Source organism: uncultured Methanobrevibacter sp. (genome assembly GCF_902784195.1).
Lineage (GTDB): Archaea > Methanobacteriota > Methanobacteria > Methanobacteriales > Methanobacteriaceae > Methanobrevibacter.
In genome coordinates this window covers 83,048-101,908 of the sequence record NZ_CACZTX010000002.1, presented here as the reverse complement: position 1 = coordinate 101,908, position 18,861 = coordinate 83,048, and the positions used below count along the sequence as shown (strand labels likewise).

At 31.8% G+C, this 18,861-nt stretch carries 19 protein-coding genes; 4 read left to right on the top strand and 15 right to left on the bottom strand.

Translation table 11 applies throughout. The annotated features are described in order from the left end of the window. Nucleotides 1–57 precede the first annotated feature (57 nt). From QZU90_RS02770 to QZU90_RS02760, 3 genes are all read right to left on the bottom strand, one after another. Nucleotides 58–1,152 carry a radical SAM/SPASM domain-containing protein gene (locus QZU90_RS02770; RefSeq protein WP_296855413.1) on the bottom strand — a complete coding sequence of 365 codons (1,095 nt, stop codon included), beginning with the start codon at nucleotides 1,150–1,152 and terminating at the stop codon, nucleotides 58–60. Further along, nucleotides 1,152–1,778, bottom strand: coding sequence for a TetR/AcrR family transcriptional regulator (locus QZU90_RS02765; protein WP_296855411.1), 627 nt, complete (start codon nucleotides 1,776–1,778; stop codon nucleotides 1,152–1,154). Before QZU90_RS02765 ends, QZU90_RS02770 begins: the two co-directional genes overlap by 1 nt. A 133-nt stretch (nucleotides 1,779–1,911) precedes the next feature. Then, nucleotides 1,912–2,253, bottom strand: a complete 342-nt coding sequence (locus QZU90_RS02760; RefSeq protein ID WP_296855409.1) for a heavy metal-binding domain-containing protein — start codon at nucleotides 2,251–2,253, stop codon at nucleotides 1,912–1,914. A gap of 301 nt (nucleotides 2,254–2,554) precedes the next feature. Here QZU90_RS02760 and serA point away from each other — a divergent pair, with 301 nt between their 5' ends. Beyond that, a complete protein-coding gene (serA, locus tag QZU90_RS02755) occupies nucleotides 2,555–4,129 on the top strand; it encodes a phosphoglycerate dehydrogenase (RefSeq protein ID WP_295608347.1) in 1,575 nt (524 codons plus the stop codon). Between the two features lie 175 nt (nucleotides 4,130–4,304). Here serA and QZU90_RS02750 read toward each other — a convergent pair whose 3' ends face one another. From QZU90_RS02750 to QZU90_RS02700, 11 genes are all read right to left on the bottom strand, one after another. Continuing rightward, on the bottom strand, nucleotides 4,305–5,090 hold the full coding sequence (locus tag QZU90_RS02750; RefSeq protein WP_295608313.1) for a Mov34/MPN/PAD-1 family protein: 786 nt from the start codon (nucleotides 5,088–5,090) through the stop codon (nucleotides 4,305–4,307). Between the two features lie 86 nt (nucleotides 5,091–5,176). Further along, nucleotides 5,177–5,938, bottom strand: a complete 762-nt coding sequence (locus QZU90_RS02745; RefSeq protein WP_296855407.1) for a tRNA(His) guanylyltransferase Thg1 family protein — start codon at nucleotides 5,936–5,938, stop codon at nucleotides 5,177–5,179. Between the two features lie 90 nt (nucleotides 5,939–6,028). Then, complete coding sequence (locus QZU90_RS02740) at nucleotides 6,029–6,790, bottom strand: aspartate dehydrogenase (RefSeq protein ID WP_295608317.1); 762 nt, start codon at nucleotides 6,788–6,790, stop codon at nucleotides 6,029–6,031. Nucleotides 6,791–7,192: 402 nt separating this feature from the next. Then, a complete protein-coding gene (locus QZU90_RS02735; RefSeq protein ID WP_295608319.1) occupies nucleotides 7,193–7,603 on the bottom strand; it encodes a PRC-barrel domain-containing protein in 411 nt (136 codons plus the stop codon). 698 nt (nucleotides 7,604–8,301) lie between these two features. Continuing rightward, complete coding sequence (locus QZU90_RS02730; protein ID WP_295608321.1) at nucleotides 8,302–9,027, bottom strand: tRNA-binding protein; 726 nt, start codon at nucleotides 9,025–9,027, stop codon at nucleotides 8,302–8,304. Nucleotides 9,028–9,136: 109 nt separating this feature from the next. Next, entirely contained in the window at nucleotides 9,137–10,552 is a 1,416-nt protein-coding gene (locus QZU90_RS02725) for a lactaldehyde dehydrogenase (protein ID WP_295608323.1), read from the bottom strand. 113 nt (nucleotides 10,553–10,665) lie between these two features. Next, nucleotides 10,666–10,887, bottom strand: coding sequence for a class III signal peptide-containing protein (locus QZU90_RS02720; protein ID WP_296855404.1), 222 nt, complete (start codon nucleotides 10,885–10,887; stop codon nucleotides 10,666–10,668). Nucleotides 10,888–10,901: 14 nt separating this feature from the next. Then, nucleotides 10,902–11,798: a type II secretion system F family protein gene (locus QZU90_RS02715; RefSeq protein ID WP_295608328.1), complete on the bottom strand. Its 897-nt coding sequence runs from the start codon at nucleotides 11,796–11,798 to the stop codon at nucleotides 10,902–10,904. A gap of 702 nt (nucleotides 11,799–12,500) precedes the next feature. After that, nucleotides 12,501–12,899 (bottom strand): type II toxin-antitoxin system VapC family toxin, encoded by a 399-nt coding sequence (locus QZU90_RS02710; RefSeq protein ID WP_295608330.1) that lies wholly within the window; start codon nucleotides 12,897–12,899, stop codon nucleotides 12,501–12,503. Continuing rightward, nucleotides 12,896–13,132 carry a hypothetical protein gene (locus QZU90_RS02705; RefSeq protein ID WP_295608331.1) on the bottom strand — a complete coding sequence of 79 codons (237 nt, stop codon included), beginning with the start codon at nucleotides 13,130–13,132 and terminating at the stop codon, nucleotides 12,896–12,898. The genes QZU90_RS02710 and QZU90_RS02705 overlap by 4 nt, the downstream gene beginning before the upstream one ends. Before the next feature lie 142 nt (nucleotides 13,133–13,274). Further along, a complete protein-coding gene (locus tag QZU90_RS02700; protein WP_296855402.1) occupies nucleotides 13,275–14,318 on the bottom strand; it encodes a Xaa-Pro peptidase family protein in 1,044 nt (347 codons plus the stop codon). 192 nt (nucleotides 14,319–14,510) lie between these two features. On the opposite strand from QZU90_RS02700, the gene QZU90_RS02695 reads away from it, so the two are divergent. The 3 genes from QZU90_RS02695 to larE all read left to right on the top strand — a co-directional run bounded on the left by QZU90_RS02695 (nucleotide 14,511) and on the right by larE (nucleotide 17,630). Continuing rightward, entirely contained in the window at nucleotides 14,511–15,764 is a 1,254-nt protein-coding gene (locus QZU90_RS02695; protein WP_295608335.1) for a YcaO-related McrA-glycine thioamidation protein, read from the top strand. After that, a complete protein-coding gene (locus QZU90_RS02690; protein WP_296855400.1) occupies nucleotides 15,764–16,396 on the top strand; it encodes a TfuA-related McrA-glycine thioamidation protein in 633 nt (210 codons plus the stop codon). Before QZU90_RS02695 ends, QZU90_RS02690 begins: the two co-directional genes overlap by 1 nt. Before the next feature lie 166 nt (nucleotides 16,397–16,562). Then, the gene (gene larE, locus QZU90_RS02685; RefSeq protein WP_296855398.1) at nucleotides 16,563–17,630 is read left to right on the top strand and encodes an ATP-dependent sacrificial sulfur transferase LarE; all 1,068 of its coding nucleotides are present in this window, start codon (nucleotides 16,563–16,565) and stop codon (nucleotides 17,628–17,630) included. 66 nt (nucleotides 17,631–17,696) lie between these two features. Here the strand turns inward: larE and QZU90_RS02680 are convergent, their stop codons facing one another. Continuing rightward, on the bottom strand, nucleotides 17,697–18,212 hold the full coding sequence (locus tag QZU90_RS02680; protein ID WP_295608341.1) for a hypothetical protein: 516 nt from the start codon (nucleotides 18,210–18,212) through the stop codon (nucleotides 17,697–17,699). Nucleotides 18,213–18,861: the final 649 nt, after the last annotated feature.

The window sequence follows — 18,861 nt, the reverse complement described above, 5'->3', positions numbered from 1 at the left end:
AGCTAAAAAAGATAATTAAAAAAATAAAAAAAGAAAAGATATTAAAAATTTAAAAAATCATTCATTTAATATTCTTTCCACTTCATCCTTGTGTTCAAACAATACACAGCCTCCTTCATGGTCATCCAAAAGGATGCCTCCATCACGAAGAGACCTGAACAATTTTGAATCCAATGCTTCAAGAAGAGATGAATCTCTAACATTAATATCAGAATACGGTGAAGCAGGACAAGGTTCAGCACCACCATAGGAATTGATATGGAAAAATCCTCTTCCTGCTGCTAAACAGCCTCCAGAGGTCTTTTCATCTCCAGGGAATGATAAGAACAGCATATCATCATACTCTTTTCTGAGAAGTTCAAGCTCATCTAAAAGCAAATCCCTTTCATCATCACCAGGAGCAAGTTCTATTGTTTCCTCATTTACTGGAACGTATTCAATGAAAAATATCACTTTGCATCCAAAATCCCTTAATTGATTGATGTATTCCCTTGAAAGCAAATTGGAGAGATTGCCTTTTGTAAATGTAAGAGAAGCTCCGAATATAATATTGTTCTTTCTCATCAAATCCATTGAATTCAATAGCTGATTATAGACTCCTTCTCCTCTTCTTAAATCAGTTACCTCTTCATCCCCTTCAATGGAAAATATGGGAACAAGATTTCTGTTTTCATCAAACAATCTTAGATAATCATTATTCAATAGGGTCCCGTTTGTAAAGATTGGGAATAGAATCTCTGGATGATTACTTGCTTTATTGATAACATCTTCCCTAATCATAGGCTCACCCCCAGCAAGCACGATGAAACTTATTCCAAGTTCTTTTGCTTGAGTGAAGATATTTTCCCATTCTTCTCCACTTAATTGATTGATAGGTTCATTGTCATGGCATGCATCATTCGCTCTTGAATAGCATCCGGTGCAATGCAAATTGCAACTGCTTGTAATGCTTGCTATCAAAAAAATTGGAATATTTTGACCTTTTTTCTCATACTCTTGTCTAATTTTGCTCGCTTTTCTTGTATGCTTTGCAAATTTGGCCAAGAACAGACTCTCTTTAGGATTCTTAAGAGATGCCTTAATTGCATCCTTTACAATTATTTCAGCCCCTTCTGCAAGATAATCCTGTAAATTAAAATTTTCATCATCCATCATTTCACCTTTATGCAATCCAATAGGAAATTGGCATGCTCTTCTGCTTCCTTGAAGAAATTATCCAAAGTGCTTTCTGGAATGTCATCATATTTTGCACATATTTCCAAAAGCAAATAAATTGGAAAGCTATAGTATTCCTTAGCCAATAGCTCAGGGTTACAGTCTTGTCGGATAATTCCATTTTCCTTTAGAATACTAAAGAATCCTCTCCAAAATCTCAATGGCTTAACTAGTATCTCATCCTGGAAAAACAACCTTATTGTTTCGTTATGATTCATCTGGATAAAGATCAATTTCCAAATTTTGAGATTTTTCTCTTCAGAAAACATTATCCTAATAGCTTCAGACCCCATATGATAAAACAGTTCAGGGTTTTCAAGCAATATTTCATTATCTTCACTTAAATCCAATTCATTATTGTTGAGCAACTCATCATATTCAAAAAGATTTGTCAAGTATTCAAATATGTCCATTAATATTGCTTCTTTAGATGAGTAATGACTATATATTGAGCTCTTTTTAATTCCCACCTCTTCTGCAATCTCCCTAAGTGAAACAGAATCATAACCTTTTTTTGAAAACAGGTCTAAAGACACATCAAATATCTTTTCTTTAGTGTTCATATTTACCTACCTACCGTTCGGTAGTTATATATTTTGAAATGATTACATATAAATTTAATGATTTGAAAAAAAGTTTAAGAGACTATGAAAAATAGTTAAAGAATTATAAAAAATAAAAAAGATGAAAAGAGAATTAATCCTCTTTTTCAATTACAACAGCAGTACCGTATGCTAAAACTTCTTGCATGTTTTGGGAAATGCTGTCTGAATCCATTCTCATGGTAATGATTGCATTTGCACCTAATTCCTTAGCATGATCAATGCAACGTTTAATTGATTCATCTCTGGATTCTTCCATCATTGAAACGTATTGCTTGATTTCTCCACCGAGCAATCCTTTTAATCCTGCACCAATGTCTCCACCAATACCACGTGCACGTACAGTCAAACCGTATACGAATCCTTTTTCTTCTACAATCTTGTATCCCGGAATATGATCTGAACTTGCAATTGGAAATTCTTCAATACTTACCATTTTAATACCTCACATTATTTTTCTAGTGAATTTTAAATTAACATAAGTTAATTAGTTTTATATAGGGCTATAAAGTATATAAAGTTTATTTTAAAAAATATTCATTATTCAACAAATATTTTAAATATTATGTAAACAATACATAATATATTATAAGGTACTTCGTATGAATTCCTATAAAATAAATTATCCAAAAACTAGATTTACTATATACGAAGTACCTTTATAATTATCATTAATTTTAATCTCAATCAATATATTAAAATTACATAATTTATTTCAAATAAAAAACGGTGAAATAATGAAAGCATTAGTCGCAGATGCAATAAATGAAAAAGGTATTGAAAACTTAAAAGAAGTTTGTGAAGTTGTAGTGGATACTAGCATTACCCCTGAAGAGTTACTTGAAACCATTGGGGAATATGATGCAATTCTCATAAGAAGCAGAACCAAATTGCCTGCTGAAGTCATTGAAAAGGCAGACAATCTTAAAATCATTGCAAGAGCAGGTGTAGGTGTAGACAACGTTGACGTAAATGCAGCTACCCAAAAAGGTATTATGGTAGTTAATGCACCTGAATCTACTTCAATCACTGTAGCAGAACACACAATGGGACTCATCTTAAGCACTATCCGTAAAATAGCTATTGCTGACAAGTCAACCAAAGCAGGAAAATGGGAGAAAAAGGCATTTATGGGTATGGAACTTAGAAACAAGACCCTTGGTGTAATAGGTATGGGAAGAATCGGATCCCAAGTTGTAAACAGATGTAAGGCATTTGAAATGGATGCAATTGCATACGACCCATATTTACCACCTGAAGTGGCTAAAAACATGGGTGTGGAATTATACGAAAACATTGAAGACGTATTGACCAGAGCAGATGTGATTACCATTCACGTTCCACTCACTCCTGAAACTGAACACTCAATTTCAACTGAACAATTCAAGATGATGAAAGACACTGCACTTATCTTCAACTGTGCACGTGGCGGAATCATTGACGAGGATGCATTATATGATGCATTGGCAAATGGAGAAATCCTCGGTGCAGGTCTTGACGTATATGAAGAGGAACCTGCAAAAGAAAACAAATTATTCGAATTAGATAATATCGTATGTACTCCTCACATTGCAGCATCCACTAAAGAGGCTCAAAGGGATGCAGCTATCATCGTAGCAAATGAAGTAATTACCTTATTCAAAGGAGACATGCCTAAAAACGTAATCAACATGCCTCGTATGAACAATGCAGAATTTGAAGAAACCAACAATTACTTAGAGCTTTGTGAAAAATTAGGAAGTTTCATTTCACAATCTGCAAGCAGCCCTATCAAGAAATTGGAAATAACTTACAAAGGTGAAATCGCTAAACTTCCAAATAGGGAATTGTTCACAAGAACCATCTTGCAAGGTATCTTAAACCCAATCACTGAAACTGCAGTAAATGCTGTAAACGCAACCGCTGTTGCAAAAGCAAGAGGAATCAGCATCACTGAAGCTGTAAGCGATGACAGCGAAGGTTACGAAACCATGATTAAGGTTACTGCAAAAACCAAAGCAGGTCAAATGTCTGCAGACGGTACATACTTGCACGAACCTAAGATCATTAAGGTCAACGGCTACTGGGTAGATGTAAAACCTGAAGGAAACATGTTCATTGCAAAATACAAAGACATTCCTGGAAGTATCGGTGCAATCGGTACTAAATTTGGTGAACAGAACATCAACATCGGTATCATGCAAGTTGGAAGAGACTCTTCTGGTGGAGAAGCAATCATGATTCTCACATTAGATGAACCTGCTACTAAAGAATCTGTTGAAGAGATTAAACAATTAGAAAACGTTTATGACGCAACCAGCTTAATTCTTTAAGCAAATATTATAAAAATAGTTTAATTAGAATTCATTGAATTCTAATCTTTTTTTCTTTTTTCTTTATTTATTCATAATTTTAAAAATAGCAATTAAATCTTATTTTCTTTTTATAAAAATTTAAAATAGTGAAGATTATAATAGTTTAGATTAAAAAATCTTTTTTTACTTGTAATTACTCATCATCCTCTTCGAGGAATTTATTTGAAACTCCTTTTAAAATAGGCTTTCCATCTCTAAATTCAATGACAAGACCTAATTTAGGACTTTGACCATTGATTCTCTCTCCACCTATTTCAACAACAGTCGGATTCAAGTCAATAGATCCCAAATCCTCATCTGAAATGTTATATGGGTTATAGCTTTCATCAAATTCATGGGAATACTTATTGGTCTTTTCCTTATCATCATCAAAGTAGGACAAATCCTTATCCAAATCAAAGAATGATGGACTAAGTTCTTCCCCATCCATTTCATCAATCTCTTCCTTGATTTGCTTTAAATCCTCAAGCATCAAATCCTTATTCTCATCTGGAAAGTTACCAACTTCAAAGGCAACTGGCTCTCCATAAGCGTTATATGCTTTCATAGTCTCTAAACTGTATGGTTCACATACAATCATGTGAAATGGACCATGCTTTGAAAATGTCATTAAATCTGCATGTGACGGATTTGCATTGTTGCCGGGATGTGAATGTACAGAACCCCATTTTTTCTGATTAGGTGGAATCATCCAATCATTAAAGCTTGCGCTTGTATGAGACCTTTCACCTGGCAAGAACAATAAACCAGTGATATATAAAACATTATCCTTAACGTGTCCGTCTAGCATGGCTAAAAATTCATTGGGATATGATTTTTTAGAATAGAACACTACAGAATCAATCACACCTTGGTCTACACAGACCTTCCTGAATTGATTCCTTTCATTCATTTTAGATACCAAATCTTCAAATCCCATAATTTCACCTCTTAGCCAAGTTTAAACATATTATAAAAGATTAATAAAAAAAATAATTTTAATTTTAAAAATTCATTTTAAGAAAATTATCTCAAATTATCAAAAAATTCCTTACTAAAAATGTCCAATTCATAATCAGCAAAAACTTCAGACCTTGTAGATACTGTTTTTTCCTGTTTTTTCGGATTGAATCCTTCTATTTCCCATGATTTCTTATAAACACCGATTCCTCTCTTTTTCCAAGTGTCTACATCATTGAGATTAATTCCTTTCTCAAATAGCATGTCATGGATTTCATTTGATTTCAATCCCTTTATCTTTTCATTAGCTTCTTCCTTATCATATTCCTTTTTCAGTGCCCAGATGCCATATCCATTGATGCAATTTCTCCAACATTCATCTTGTCTCCATTTGAAGTAGTCAGATATAGATGCATCATCGATTGGAATGATTCTTGAATCAAAGGATATAGGAAATATAATATTCCTTTCATTATCTGATAAGTTGTCTAAATCAAATTCATTAGAATAATCGTTTAATAGATTATATGTAAAGGAACTTGAAGCCAGTGAAGCGAATACTGAATTGATCTTCTCAACCCTGCCTGAAAATGGAATCTCATCCAGAAGTATGCTGATTTCATCTGAAAATGCATAAATGAATTTAGGTGCAAACTGATTGAAAATATCGAGGCAAACATTTTCTATTATCTTATAGAAATTCTCATCATAAGGCTTTACAAGATTTAATGCCTTAGATAAACTATGAAACTTGCGCCCATCTAAACGTATGATGATATTTGAGTTCTTTGGAACCTTCATAGTTGAATAAATCTCATAATCCTTCATCTAATCACCTAAATTCTAGTTAATTCAATTATGCAAAATACATATTTGAAAAATTAAATTGATTTTAATTAAAAATATATTAAATTTAAATTATGTTCCTACTGAGAAACATTCACCAAAACTCTTTAAGAGTTTAATAGCTGAAAATGCAGCTAACATGCTTGTTTTTGGATTTGCAGCGAATGGATAGTTTTCAGAACTTGTTCTGAATTCACCGAAGTCACCTTTAACTACAACCTCATGAACGTTCCTATCCACTTTTGGATCCACTATTATCTTTACATCAATATCCATATTGCAAGCAATACTTAAGGATGCCGCAACATTGATATTTACTGGGAATTTCTCAACAGCTTCTGAAGCTTTTCCTTCAAATAGGATTTCTTCCTCTTCAACTTCCCTTCCTAATGATTTAGGTGCTTTCCTTGTAGTCAATGAAGCTTCTGAAATCTTACCAATGGATGCTGCCTTAATACCATCCAAACCGACAATAGCACCAGAAGGAGCATATACTTTCGCATTATGTTCTTCAGCGGTTTTTCTAACCTTGTTTCTGAATTCCTTATCCATCAAAGCACCAACACTCATAACCATAAGATCAATGCCTCTTTCTAGGATGTCCAATGCAATGACCTTTAAAGCAATTGGAGAAGCGGATTCCAAAATCAAATCCACATCATCTAGCATATCCTCTAATCTTAAAACAGCAACACCATTTGCAATCTGTGCAAGATTTTCAGCCCTTTCTATGTCTGTGTCATAGAAATATTTTATTTGTATTCCACTATCGGATATGAATTCATTCACTATAGTGTTAGCTATAGCTCCACATCCTACAATACCTACTATCATCAGTTCACCTCAAATAATGAAAATTAATTTAAAATTTTTTTGAATTAATCATTCTTGAATTAAGCAAATATTAATCCATGTAAATTCTCCTAACAATAATTAATTTTTCCTTAATAATAATTAATTTTTATTAAATAAAAAACTTATCTTATTGAATATAGTTAAGTGTTATTTTGATCTATAATAAAAACTAGAAAAATTTAAACCATTTATTATAAATTGTTAATAACATTGATAATAACAGAAAAAAATGATGAAATTCACTTCATGAAAAATAAAATAAAAAAAGAGAAAATTAAATAAATATGTTAATTAATCTGAAACTACATTTAGAAAAAATAGGCTAATAATCAAAGGATATGGTAAAAATCTCAAAGATTAAAAACATATTTAGTTAAAGAACTATTGTGCTTTTGGTATAGGAACTTCTACAGGAGCTTCTGCCGGAGCTGCTCTAACAGGCTCTGGTCTTGGGCGAATAGACATTTCTTCTCCAACTACTGGAGGTTTTGGTCTTTTTAAGTCTTGAGGATCAATTAACATAATGTCGCCAATAGCAGTTACTCTGTCAAACTCAATGTTAAGTAAGCCTTCTTGGAAGGTTCTGCCTACTTCTTCTTCAGGTACGAACTGGAATCCGCCTCTAAAGATATCTCTGAACCCTGCACTTTTTCTTTCAGGTTCTAAAGCTTTTACTTGAAGTCTAGAGATAGTTCCGTATCTGATATTTAAAACTACGTCATGTACTTGACCTACATACTGTCCTGCTAATGTATATATATCCAAATCGTAAAGAGTTGAAACTTCTACCATTTTTTTCACCATTATAACTCAATAAATCAAATAAAAATGTTTGTTGTCAATGCACTTAAAACATTGCAAAATCCTTTAATTTTTAAAAATTTTAGCCTATGGATAATGAATTAATAATTAAAGATATGAATTTTTTAATTTTAGATTTTATTAAGAAATTCATATGAAATTTAACAATTAAACATCAAATAAGCCTATTATATAATATATGTCTATTTGCTTATATAAATACTTTATGTTTTTTAAGTCAAAAATAAGTATTAAAATTTAAAAAAATTGCTAAAATTGAAATAAAAATTAAAAATAATAATAAAAATTATCTAAAAATTAAAAAATAGAAAAATTTCAATATTAAAACGAAAAAATAAGTAAAATTTTAGAGAAAAAATTCAAAATTTTCCAAAAAATGATAATATCATGATAATATCATTGAAAATTTCATGAAATTTCAAAAAAATGTTAATGTCATGTTAATATCATTAAGTAATTTCGTTAGGCCAATGAAAAAAATTTAAGAAAATATTAATAAAAAAAATTAAAAGATATGGATAAAAATCATTGAAAAAACTGCTGAAAAAAAGAAAAAATGAAAAAATAAAATAAAATAAAAAAGTGAAAAAATTTTGATCAAACTTTTTCTAAAAGTTTGTCTAAAAGTTTGTCTAAAAGTTTGTCTAAAAGTTTGTCTAAACGTTTTATTAACTGTCTAAAAAGTTTGTAATCATGTTTTTGGTTTCATTCAATGATTCCATAGGTATTCCATTAGGCATTTGGCCCAATTCCCCTTGAACATCCTTTAAGATGCTGCCATTCATTCCTAAAAACATTCCTTCAGAAACAATTTCCATAAATGTAGCAGGAGGAAGCAATGAAACGCCTACTCTATTACCTTCCTTTACATTCAAGTCATTGGTAACAACTTTCAAAGCTCTTTTTCCAAGATTTACATTACAGATCATTAGGGAATCAGCATTAGGGTGCTTGCTGACACTCATGATTTCACCAACCTTTACATCAATTCCAATGATTGGATCATCAATTGGTCCAAATTTGAATCTGTTTCTAAGACCTAAAATGGTGTCTAGGAAGAATCTGACCTTAGCAATGTTTTCCTCAGTCTTTTCCCTTTCATCCTTTTGAGCTCCATTCATAAACTTATGAGCCCAATCTTCACCACCAAGGAAATCAATGATTCTATGAGCCTTTTCTTCAAGCTTATCAACATCTTCACAATTAGCCAATGTATCTCCTTCAAGATAGCAGTAAAGCAATGACTTTAAGTCCGGCTCCATCCTTTTGGTTTCTTCAATAGCTCCTTTCTTATTCCAATTTCCTCTAAAACTTCCTGTTTGAACAGTTCTTAGGAATAATTCACGAGCATGCATAGCTATTAAAATTCTATAATCTTTAGCAGTATCCCACATAATATCACTTGATAATCATAAAAATTTTAAAAATTAATTTAAACTTTAATTTTTTCTTGAATAATAATTTATTCCTCTTTAAATTAATACTTTATCAAAATATTGGAAATTATCTGCAATTGAATGCAATCAATTTGGTCTTGCACATATCCTCAACTGCATACTTGATTCCTTCCTTGCCCATACCGCTTGACTTGAATCCTCCAAATGGCATTGCATCGGTTCTGAATGTGGATTCCTTATTGATAAAAACTGAACCTGCATCAATTTCATTTGCACATCTTAAGGCACTATGGATACTTTCTGTAAAGACTCCTGCCTGAAGGCCATATTGGGTATTATTTGCCTCTTTGATTGCTTCATCAAGGCCATCCACTCTGATTATAGGTGCAATTGGACCAAAGGTCTCATTCGCTACAATATCCATATCCATAGTTACATTGTCTAAAATGGTTGGTTCATAGAAGCACTCTTTTCTGTTTCCACCAAGCAAGAGTTCTGCACCATCCTCAATTGCCCTATTGACAGAGGTTTCAATATTAAGGGCGGAGCTTTCATTGATTACAGGACCTATATCAATTGATTCATCCATAGGATTACCCATTTTTAACTTGCTTGCCTCCTTTACAAACATGTCTATGAATTCATCTGCAATCCTATTGTCAAGAATCAATCTCTTTACACCAATGCAGACTTGACCAGAGAATAGGAATGCACCTGATACCGCTGCACTTACTGCCTTTTCAATGTCTGCATCTTCTAGTATGACTAAAGGATCGTTTCCACCAAGCTCCATTGTCAATTTCTTCATTCCTGCTCTTGAGGAGATGAACAATCCTGTTGCTACACTTCCTGTAAATGATATCTTGTCTACTCCAGTTGAAACCACCATTGCATCTCCAACTTCACTTCCATAACCTGTTACAGAATTAATCACACCATTTGGGAAATGATTATTGATTATTTCAGCCAATCTTAAAGCGGAAAGAGGTGCTTCCATAGACGGTTTCATGACAACAGTGTTTTTAGCTGCAATAGCTGGAGCTATCTTATGAAGTGCCAAATTCACTGGATAATTGAATGGAGTGATTGCTCCAACAACACCAAGTGGAACTTTCTTTGTAAAGGCAAGGAATCTTGCTTCAGTTGGCCCTGTAGCATCAATAGGCACAGATTCCCCATAAATCCTTTTGGCCTCTTCAGCTGCAAATTGAAGTGTTTCCACAGATCTTTGAAGCTCTACAATAGCTTGCTTATATGGCTTTCCAGCTTCAGCAACAATCAGTTTTGCTATGTTCCTGCTTTCCTTTTCAAGCTCTTCACAAGCATTTTGAAGGTTTATTGAAACTTCCTTTGCAGATAAGTCATTCAATGCCTTCTTTGCATTATTTGCAGCTTCAACAGCATTATCCACATCACTTCTATATGCAATTGGAACAGTATCCACAACTTCACCATTGTATGGATTGATTACATCATAATGGTCTGATTTATCTATAAATTCACCATTAATTAAGAATTTCATGATTTTGACTCCTAAACTTATTTTTTATTTTAAATATTTCTTTTGAACTCTGAATTTTTAAACAATTAATAAATTATTTGTTTTATTCAATAATAAATTTTGGTAAAATATAACTATTCAAATTTAGAAGTAATATCACTAAAGGAAGTGTTTAAAGTATTAATCTCGTTTGAATCAATTTCATTGCCCAAATCAACCAAATATGATTTATACATTGAAACAACAAGAAGAATTATTACGATTATTCCTCCAATTATCAATATCAATTCAACAGCCCCTTGGCCTTTATTATCCTGAATGAAACCATTTGTAATATTCAAATTCTTTTCCTTCATTACACTCACACCAATTAGACCAATCCAAAGAATCCCGCCCCAAAGTTGTTGATTAAATAGAATACTGCAAAGGCAGAGCAGGTTATTGGAATGGAATACCTAATCCCCTTTTTCAAGTCTCCATACATTATCAAAGCTATTAGAAAGCCAGCTAAAATTGAATGAATGATTAGATAGATTTCTGCAGCGAGCGGTGCAACTTCACATATTGCACCACCTTTCCCAAGTTCAATCATGAAAGAGGAATAGACTCCAACCATCCCAAGTGCAAAGGGAGCGGCTATTGTTGAAGCAATGATTAAAAACATGATTGACATCATAACGCTTGCCTTACGTTCCCTTTTCAATATAAGCATAGCTCTTAAGTCATCACTTACATCAAGAATGACATCAGATAGAGATCCCCCGCTTTTGTGGGCATTGAGTATTATCTTAAAGCTTCTCTCAAGGTCCTTTGAATTCAATCTCATTGCCATATTGTTAAATGATTCGTCAAGGGATTTCCCCATCCTTATCTCTACAACAACTCTCCTTAATTCATCATACAATGGCCCTTTTCCATTCTCAGACATATCAACCAAAGCATTTTCCAAACTTAAGCCAACCTTCAGCATAGATGACAATTGCCTTAAGAAGTCTGGAATTGAGTTTTCTATCTCACTTGCCCTTTTTTCTATTTTTAAAAATAAGATCAAAATGAATGCAATTGTTGGAATGAAAATAGCTAAAATTAAAGCAATTGCAACATTAAATGATAACAATAATGAGACTAATGAAAATAGAATTATGAATGCAATATAAACCATTAGAATAATTGCTAAAATCTGGGATGCAAGTGTAAATATTCCTGCCTTAAGCAAGTACTCCTGAAAGGCAATTAAAATAGATTGGTTGATTTTATTTTCAATCATATTCGATAAATTGATTATTAAATCTTCAATAAACATTGATAATAGATTTGTATAAGTTATTAATAAATTTAACTTATTTATAGACTTAAAAAAACTTTTTAATAAGAATATAATAAAAAATAAGTAAAATTACAATGATGTTGTAAAATTAAAGTGATTTAATAAAATTAAAATTAGATTTGAAAATTAAATTGGGTAAAAAAAGTCAATGAATGTTAAATGAATTCTAAAGAATTCAAATAACAACAGGTTCTAAAGAAATTTTTGGATCTGTCTATAAATCCATAATAATAATATAATAAAAATGATATTTAAAAGTTTTCATTAACATTCAAAAATAGGAAAAGCCCATCAAGGAAAAATCTAACCTAACTTTTTTCATGGTATTATAAGACAGAGATAACTATTGGATAAAGATTAGAAATAATTTTATTAGAACTTCAATAAACAATAAAATTGTCCTAAGATCCATTTCCAAATCATCACCTCCTTAATTTCTTTAGAACCTTTGATTTTTTTAGATGGTGAAACCTAAAAATAGATATTTTAGGATTTATACTTAAATATAACGATTTTAAACCCTTTGAATTTCAAAATAGAATCATTATCATATTTTTATGAAAAAAAACTAAAAATAAGTAAAAATTAAGCGATTTAGTAAAATTATAATGAGATTAAAAAATTAAAATTAGATTAAAAAAATTATAAAATTAAATTTATCCCTTCAGCTTTTTTAAATTCCTTGTCAAAGCTTAAAAGATTTTCAATTTTGTGATAATGCATATCCACAATTATGCTGCAATCAGTGAAACTCAATTTAGTGTTATGCTTTTCATATATCAACATAGTGGTTGAATTGAAATCCTTGATTTCATACTCATTTATTACATGGAAAATGTCATTAATGAGATCAAATGCAGAAATGGCAGTTTCCAAATCTATCTTATTTCCAATTACAGTTATGACTTCATTAATGACTAGATTGCTTATATAGCAGCCATTTTTCTCAATCAAGTCAATATATTCCAACGATTTTTCATGCAATGAGTCATTTTCATTCACTAATGCAATTAAAAAAGAGGAATCTACGAAAATCTTCATTTATACAAGCTCCTCTTTAATTCCACTGCATTAGTAGTCTCTTTGCTTTTGCCTAATCCTGCCAAATCATGAATTGAAGACTTTTTGCTTTTAAAAGTTATAGTTATGACATTATCAGAATTCAAATCCCAATCCATCACTGTATCTTCAGAAACGTCAAATAGCTTTCTGATTTTAGATGGAATGGTAGTTTGGTTGTTTTTATAAATCCTAGTGGTACCCACATTAACCATCATATCACCTATTAAAATATTATATTAAAAGGCATATATATTTTTTACCTCTTAAATTAAAAAATTAAAAGGTATGGTGAAAAAATAAGAAATATCTTGAAAAAGTAGTGTGTAAATAAAAAATGAAAATAAAAAAGAAAAATTATAATATTTGAGGCAAATTACCAATCAATTTACCCTTTTTATCAACTAAGACCATATCCTCTATCCTTATTCCAAACTCGCCTTCAAGATAGATTCCAGGTTCAATTGTTATAATCATATTGTTCTCTAAAACAGTATGATCCTTTAGGGAAACTGAAGGGTTTTCATGAATGTCCAAACCTAAGCTATGGCCAGTGCTGTGAATGTAATTATCCCCATATCCATATTCACTTATGATGTCTCTTGCCACCTTATCCACTTCACAGGCCTTTACTCCTGCCTTAACTGCATCAATTGCCTTGTCATGAGCTTCAAGCACTATATCAGATATTTCCTCTTGCCTTTCTGTGTAGATGAAAGTTCTTGTTGTATCAGAGCAATATCCCTCAAACTTGCAGCCGTAATCAACTAAAACAGGAGTGTCAAGAACATGCTGTCTTGGAGTTGAATGTGGCAATGAGGATACAGAACCTGATGCAAATATTGTGTCAAATGATTCAACGGTTGCTCCGTTCTTTCTCATCAGATAGCCTAATTCATATGCACATTCCCACTCCTCTGCCCCCTTTTCCTGCTTGGAGCGGACATCCAATTCAATGAGTGACTCATGTGCAATATCCGTTGCCTTAAGCATCTTTTCGATTTCCTCATCAGACTTTATCATCCTTTCAGTGGATATTGCATTGGATATTGTAAGATTGAAGTCCTTGAACTTTTCATAAACGTTTGCAGTCAAGTCTGATTCAATGGCTAAACTCTTGATTCCCTCTTCTTTTAGATATTCAATCATCTTATCAAAGGACTCATACTTCACAATATCAATGGAAGAAGTGTTTCCTGCATTTTCCATATCCATTCCAGAAACAAATATAATTGGATTTTCCTTGATTATCATGAATGCAAAGCTTGTTGACAAGTATCCTGACAAGTAATAGATATTATTGAAATTAGCCACAAGCATGGCATCCAAGTCTTTCTCTTCCAATTTTTTCAAGATGTTTTTTATGTGAAAATTATGAATGTCATTATCCTTAATTTGCATTTGAAAGCCTCGATTGAATAATTAATTTTCTCCTATACTTTCTTATATCACTTATTATTTAAAAATTAAACGAATGATTGAAATTATCCTATAACAATTATTATAAATAATCAATTACATAATATAAATATTATAAAATTTAAAATTTTAAACAATTTCAAAATATTTTAAAAATAGCTAAGGATAAAAAACATGTTTGAAGATATTCCAATAAAATTCTTTAAGGGAACTCATAGAGTGAGAGACCCAAGGGAAACAATTGAGATAAATGAGAAAAAACTTAGAACTGCTGGAATAACCAGATTGACCGACATTACCGACTTGGATAGAGTCAAGATTCCAGTATTCTCCGCTATCCGTCCAACTGCACAGTCTGGAAGTGTAAGTGTCTATGCTGGAAAGGGCGCTACCAGAGAGCAGGCAAAGGCATCTGCAATGATGGAAGGATTCGAAAGGTATTCTGCAGAAAGGCAGGATATCGATGGAGAAAGAACATTCGTAGACACTTACAACAACATTAAAAATGATAAGAATGTTCTCGACCCAAAAGACCTTCTATTGCCAAAGAATTATAGCAATGAAAATGTTGAAAATTCAAGGTTAGAATGGATAGAAGCAGAAGACATCATAAGCGAAGAAACAGTCTATGTTCCATCAAATGCAGTTTTCCATCCTTACATTCCAACAAGGGACGTGAACCCTAGTCCAATAGCTATTTTTAAAGGAAACACAAATGGTCTTGCATCCGGAAACATCATAGAGGAATCTGTCTTGCATGGAATCTTTGAAGTGGTTGAAAGGGATGCATGGAGCATTTTTGAACTTACCAAAAGAAATAAAAAAGAAATAAGCCAAGAAAGCATTGATAACGAGATTATCAATGAACTTTTAGACAAGTTCAATAGCCAAGGAATTGAAATTAAGCTTATGGACATTACAGCGGACTTGAAGATAACCACAATAGCTGCAAGCGCTGATGATACTGTACTGAAAGATCCAGCGCTCCTCACTTTAGGTGTTGGGACCCACTTGAACCCTGAAGTTGCAGTGATTAGAGCGCTTACTGAAGTTGCACAAAGCAGAGCAACCCAGATTCATGGAACCCGTGAAGATACAATAAGAGCAGACTTCATGAGGAAATCAGGCTATGAACACATGAAGAGAATGAACAAGCATTACTTCCAAAGGGAAGAGGAAACCATCAACTTATCAGACATTGAAGACAAAAGTTCAAATTCAATCAAAAAGGACATTGAAACAAGTATTGAAGAGGTTCAGAAAGTTGGATTCAATCAAGTATTATACACTGACCTTACAAGAAATGAAATCGGAATCAATGTTGCAAGGGTAATCATTCCAAAAGCAGAGCTTTATTCATTGGATGAGGAAAGATTAGGTAACCGTGCTTTGGAATATGATAGAAAAGCAAGAAGAGGGTTAGTCTGATGAAAAAGATAATAGTTTACCTCGGATTGTCCATTTTAGAGGATGAAGCAAAAACAATACTTGATGCCGATTACAGGCCTCCAGTAAAAAGAGGGGACATCCTAAAGGCAATATCTGAAAAGCCAGACATAATAGGAATCATTGATGGCGCTTTCCACCACACTCCTGCAGTTGCCCATAAGGAAATCATGAAGGCATTGGATAAGGGAATAACTGTAGTTGGAGGAAGCAGTATGGGCGCTTTAAGAGCATCAGAGCTTGATGATTTAGGCATGATTGGAATCGGTTATGTCTACAAGGCATACAGGTCTGGAGAGATTACTTCAGATGATGATGTGGCTTTAAGTTTTGACCCCGTCAATCAAGTTCCATTATCTGAAGCTCTTGTAAATGTTGACTACAAATTGGACTTGGCAGTTGAGGAAGGAATAATCACTGATGAGGAAAAGGATTACATCCACAATATTGCCAAAGAGATCTATTACCCTAAACGTTCCTATCAGAACATATTCTCAAAAGTGGAAATGGAAGATGAAAAGAAAACCAAGCTTATCGATTTCATATTGAAGGAAAAGGACATCAAATACTTGGATGCAATTGAAGTCTTGGAATACATTAAGAACTTGGAATAAACTCATTTTAGAATATAACGTTGATATAGAAAATTTTAAAAGCAATAAATAATATAACAATAGTTAATTTATTATTTTTTTATATTTGATATGATATTGAACTCGGGCGATTAATCAAATTAAACTAATAATAAATGAATTTATTATTAAGTCAACGAGGCCAAATATGAATACAAATATCAAAATAAATAAAGTAAAAGAAATATTTAAAGACTATGGCAAAGTAGCTTTAGCTTTTTCTGGTGGAGCAGACAGCACATTGCTTGCATACCTTGCAAAGGAAGCGGGTGCAGATGTGCTTGCAATCACTTATGACAACCAGATTTTTCCAACTGGATTTTTGGAATTTGCAAAAAGAAGAACATCTGAACTTGGAATAAGACACAAAATCATAGATGGTAACTTCCTAGATGTAGATGAGTTTGTTGAAAATAGTCCAAAAAGATGTTTACTATGCAGAAACTTAATGTATGGTGCAATTAAACAAAAGGCTAATGAAGAAGGATATGAAATTATCATAGATGGAAACAATATAACAGACCTTACTCATGATAGGCCTGGGATATTGATGAAATTCAAGTATGAGATTGAAAGTCCATTCATTGAAGCTGAACTTGAAACCCCTGAAATTCATAAGTTCCTTGATGAAAATAATATTGAATACTCAAATTCCACAACATGTCTTGCAACAAGGGTCAAGACTAATGAAACCGTAACAATCGATAAGGTGAATAGGATAGACCATTGTGAAGCATATGTGAAAGAAATCACAGGTTCTGATGTAGTCAAGCTTAGAGAAGAGAAAAATGTGGCTACAATCGAATTAAGTGATTTGGATGCTATTTTAGACAATGAAAAGATAGATTCAATTGTTGAAGAATTGAAATTATCACAATATGACAAGATCCTATTGAATCTTAAAGCAATCGAAAGTGATGATGAGCTTATCCTAGACGATGAACTTGAAAAAGGAGCAAATAATCTTAGACTTAGAAAGAGATTGCCATTTGGTATTGATATTTCAGAAACCGATAAGATTCTTAAAAGTAGAGGAAATGAGCATATAAGCAATATTGAGACTATTGATGAAATTGGATACATCAAATTGAATATTGATGGAAAAGAGTCTAAGATATTTAGAGATGGTAAGATAAGCATTGAAAACAATGAAAACAAGGAAGATGCAAAAGAATCTTTAGTAAAGATATTGCCATTTATTAGAAGAACTGTATAGTTCTTCTTCATTTACTTTTTTTTAATTAATTATTAATTTTAAAAATCCTATTTTTCAATTTTTTTTTTAATTATTATTTTTTAATCGTTGCTGCCTTGCAAACTCCTTAAAGGAAATCTTCTTTTCAGTTGGAATGTTCTTTTCAACAGATTTAACTATTATTCCATCATTTGAGTCATCTTCTTTTTTAAATTTTAAACCTAAAATTCCTTGTGAATACTCTTCTTTTGATGAAATGCCCTTTAAGGCAAGTATTTTTCCATCCAATCTTAAACCGGTACCGTCTGCTTTCACTTCAATCAGATGAATCTCAAATCTGCTTGCTTTATCTATCTCGTCATCTGTGATAAGATCATATTTCAATAAGAGGTTTTCATGTGGAAGGACTTCATTTATTGTCCTCTTGACAGCTGATTCAAAAAGGTCTATCAAGCTTTCTATAACTGGAAGATCATTGTCCCAATAATATGCAAGCATGACATTCAATTGGATTTCATGTTCAGAGAATTCCTCTCCAACCCTTGCTCTGATTCCAATTGTTGAATCATTATCCTTTATTACTAAAATAGGCTTAGATGACATGTTATCTCTCAAATTAAAAATGATAAAAAAATGAATACTAAAACATTTATTTAAACTAATATAAATATTTTAAATCTTAAAAAAATTAGAAAAATAGCTTAAAAAATGTTAAGTGAATTCTAAAAAGAATTCAAATAACACCAAACAAGTCAATTTTAGGACTAATAATAATCCATGAATATAATATAGATTTTTTTGTATATAAAATTTATCTCAGAATAATATTTAGAAGAACTTGAAATAATATTAAAAAGGAAAAGTCCACCAAGGAAAATCTTAACCTAACTTTTTTACCATGGACGCTTATTATTAGGATATGATTATTCAAGGAAAATTAAAACAAAGCTAATTATTGCACTGATCAATAACAGCAAAAATTTTAATGTCAATTCCATAAAACCACCTCCTAAAATTTGACTTGCCTGTAAATTTTTTAGGTGGCGAAACCTAAAGATATTTTAGACTTTAAAATTAATAAAACTTTCTAAAAATGCTCTAATTATAAAATTAAAGCAATTTTATAATTTAAAATCAATTTACAATATAATTATAATCTTATATTAAAATTAAAGCAATTTATGGAACAAAAAATATCCTATATAAATTACAATATGAAAAAAATAGTGAAAAATAATATAAAAATTAAAAA

Bases quoted from the DNA above. Each gene is read 5' to 3' on its own strand.
- QZU90_RS02770 (WP_296855413.1), bottom strand. From the start codon at position 1,152: ATGGATGATGAAAATTTTAATTTACAGGATTATCTTGCAGAAGGGGCT.
- QZU90_RS02765 (WP_296855411.1), bottom strand. From the start codon at position 1,778: ATGAACACTAAAGAAAAGATATTTGATGTGTCTTTAGACCTGTTTTCA.
- QZU90_RS02760 (WP_296855409.1), bottom strand. From the start codon at position 2,253: ATGGTAAGTATTGAAGAATTTCCAATTGCAAGTTCAGATCATATTCCG.
- serA (WP_295608347.1), top strand. From the start codon at position 2,555: ATGAAAGCATTAGTCGCAGATGCAATAAATGAAAAAGGTATTGAAAAC.
- QZU90_RS02750 (WP_295608313.1), bottom strand. From the start codon at position 5,090: ATGGGATTTGAAGATTTGGTATCTAAAATGAATGAAAGGAATCAATTC.
- QZU90_RS02745 (WP_296855407.1), bottom strand. From the start codon at position 5,938: ATGAAGGATTATGAGATTTATTCAACTATGAAGGTTCCAAAGAACTCA.
- QZU90_RS02740 (WP_295608317.1), bottom strand. From the start codon at position 6,790: ATGATAGTAGGTATTGTAGGATGTGGAGCTATAGCTAACACTATAGTG.
- QZU90_RS02735 (WP_295608319.1), bottom strand. From the start codon at position 7,603: ATGGTAGAAGTTTCAACTCTTTACGATTTGGATATATATACATTAGCA.
- QZU90_RS02730 (WP_295608321.1), bottom strand. From the start codon at position 9,027: ATGTGGGATACTGCTAAAGATTATAGAATTTTAATAGCTATGCATGCT.
- QZU90_RS02725 (WP_295608323.1), bottom strand. From the start codon at position 10,552: ATGAAATTCTTAATTAATGGTGAATTTATAGATAAATCAGACCATTAT.
- QZU90_RS02720 (WP_296855404.1), bottom strand. From the start codon at position 10,887: ATGAAGGAAAAGAATTTGAATATTACAAATGGTTTCATTCAGGATAAT.
- QZU90_RS02715 (WP_295608328.1), bottom strand. From the start codon at position 11,798: ATGATTGAAAATAAAATCAACCAATCTATTTTAATTGCCTTTCAGGAG.
- QZU90_RS02710 (WP_295608330.1), bottom strand. From the start codon at position 12,899: ATGAAGATTTTCGTAGATTCCTCTTTTTTAATTGCATTAGTGAATGAA.
- QZU90_RS02705 (WP_295608331.1), bottom strand. From the start codon at position 13,132: ATGGTTAATGTGGGTACCACTAGGATTTATAAAAACAACCAAACTACC.
- QZU90_RS02700 (WP_296855402.1), bottom strand. From the start codon at position 14,318: ATGCAAATTAAGGATAATGACATTCATAATTTTCACATAAAAAACATC.
- QZU90_RS02695 (WP_295608335.1), top strand. From the start codon at position 14,511: ATGTTTGAAGATATTCCAATAAAATTCTTTAAGGGAACTCATAGAGTG.
- QZU90_RS02690 (WP_296855400.1), top strand. From the start codon at position 15,764: ATGAAAAAGATAATAGTTTACCTCGGATTGTCCATTTTAGAGGATGAA.
- larE (WP_296855398.1), top strand. From the start codon at position 16,563: ATGAATACAAATATCAAAATAAATAAAGTAAAAGAAATATTTAAAGAC.
- QZU90_RS02680 (WP_295608341.1), bottom strand. From the start codon at position 18,212: ATGTCATCTAAGCCTATTTTAGTAATAAAGGATAATGATTCAACAATT.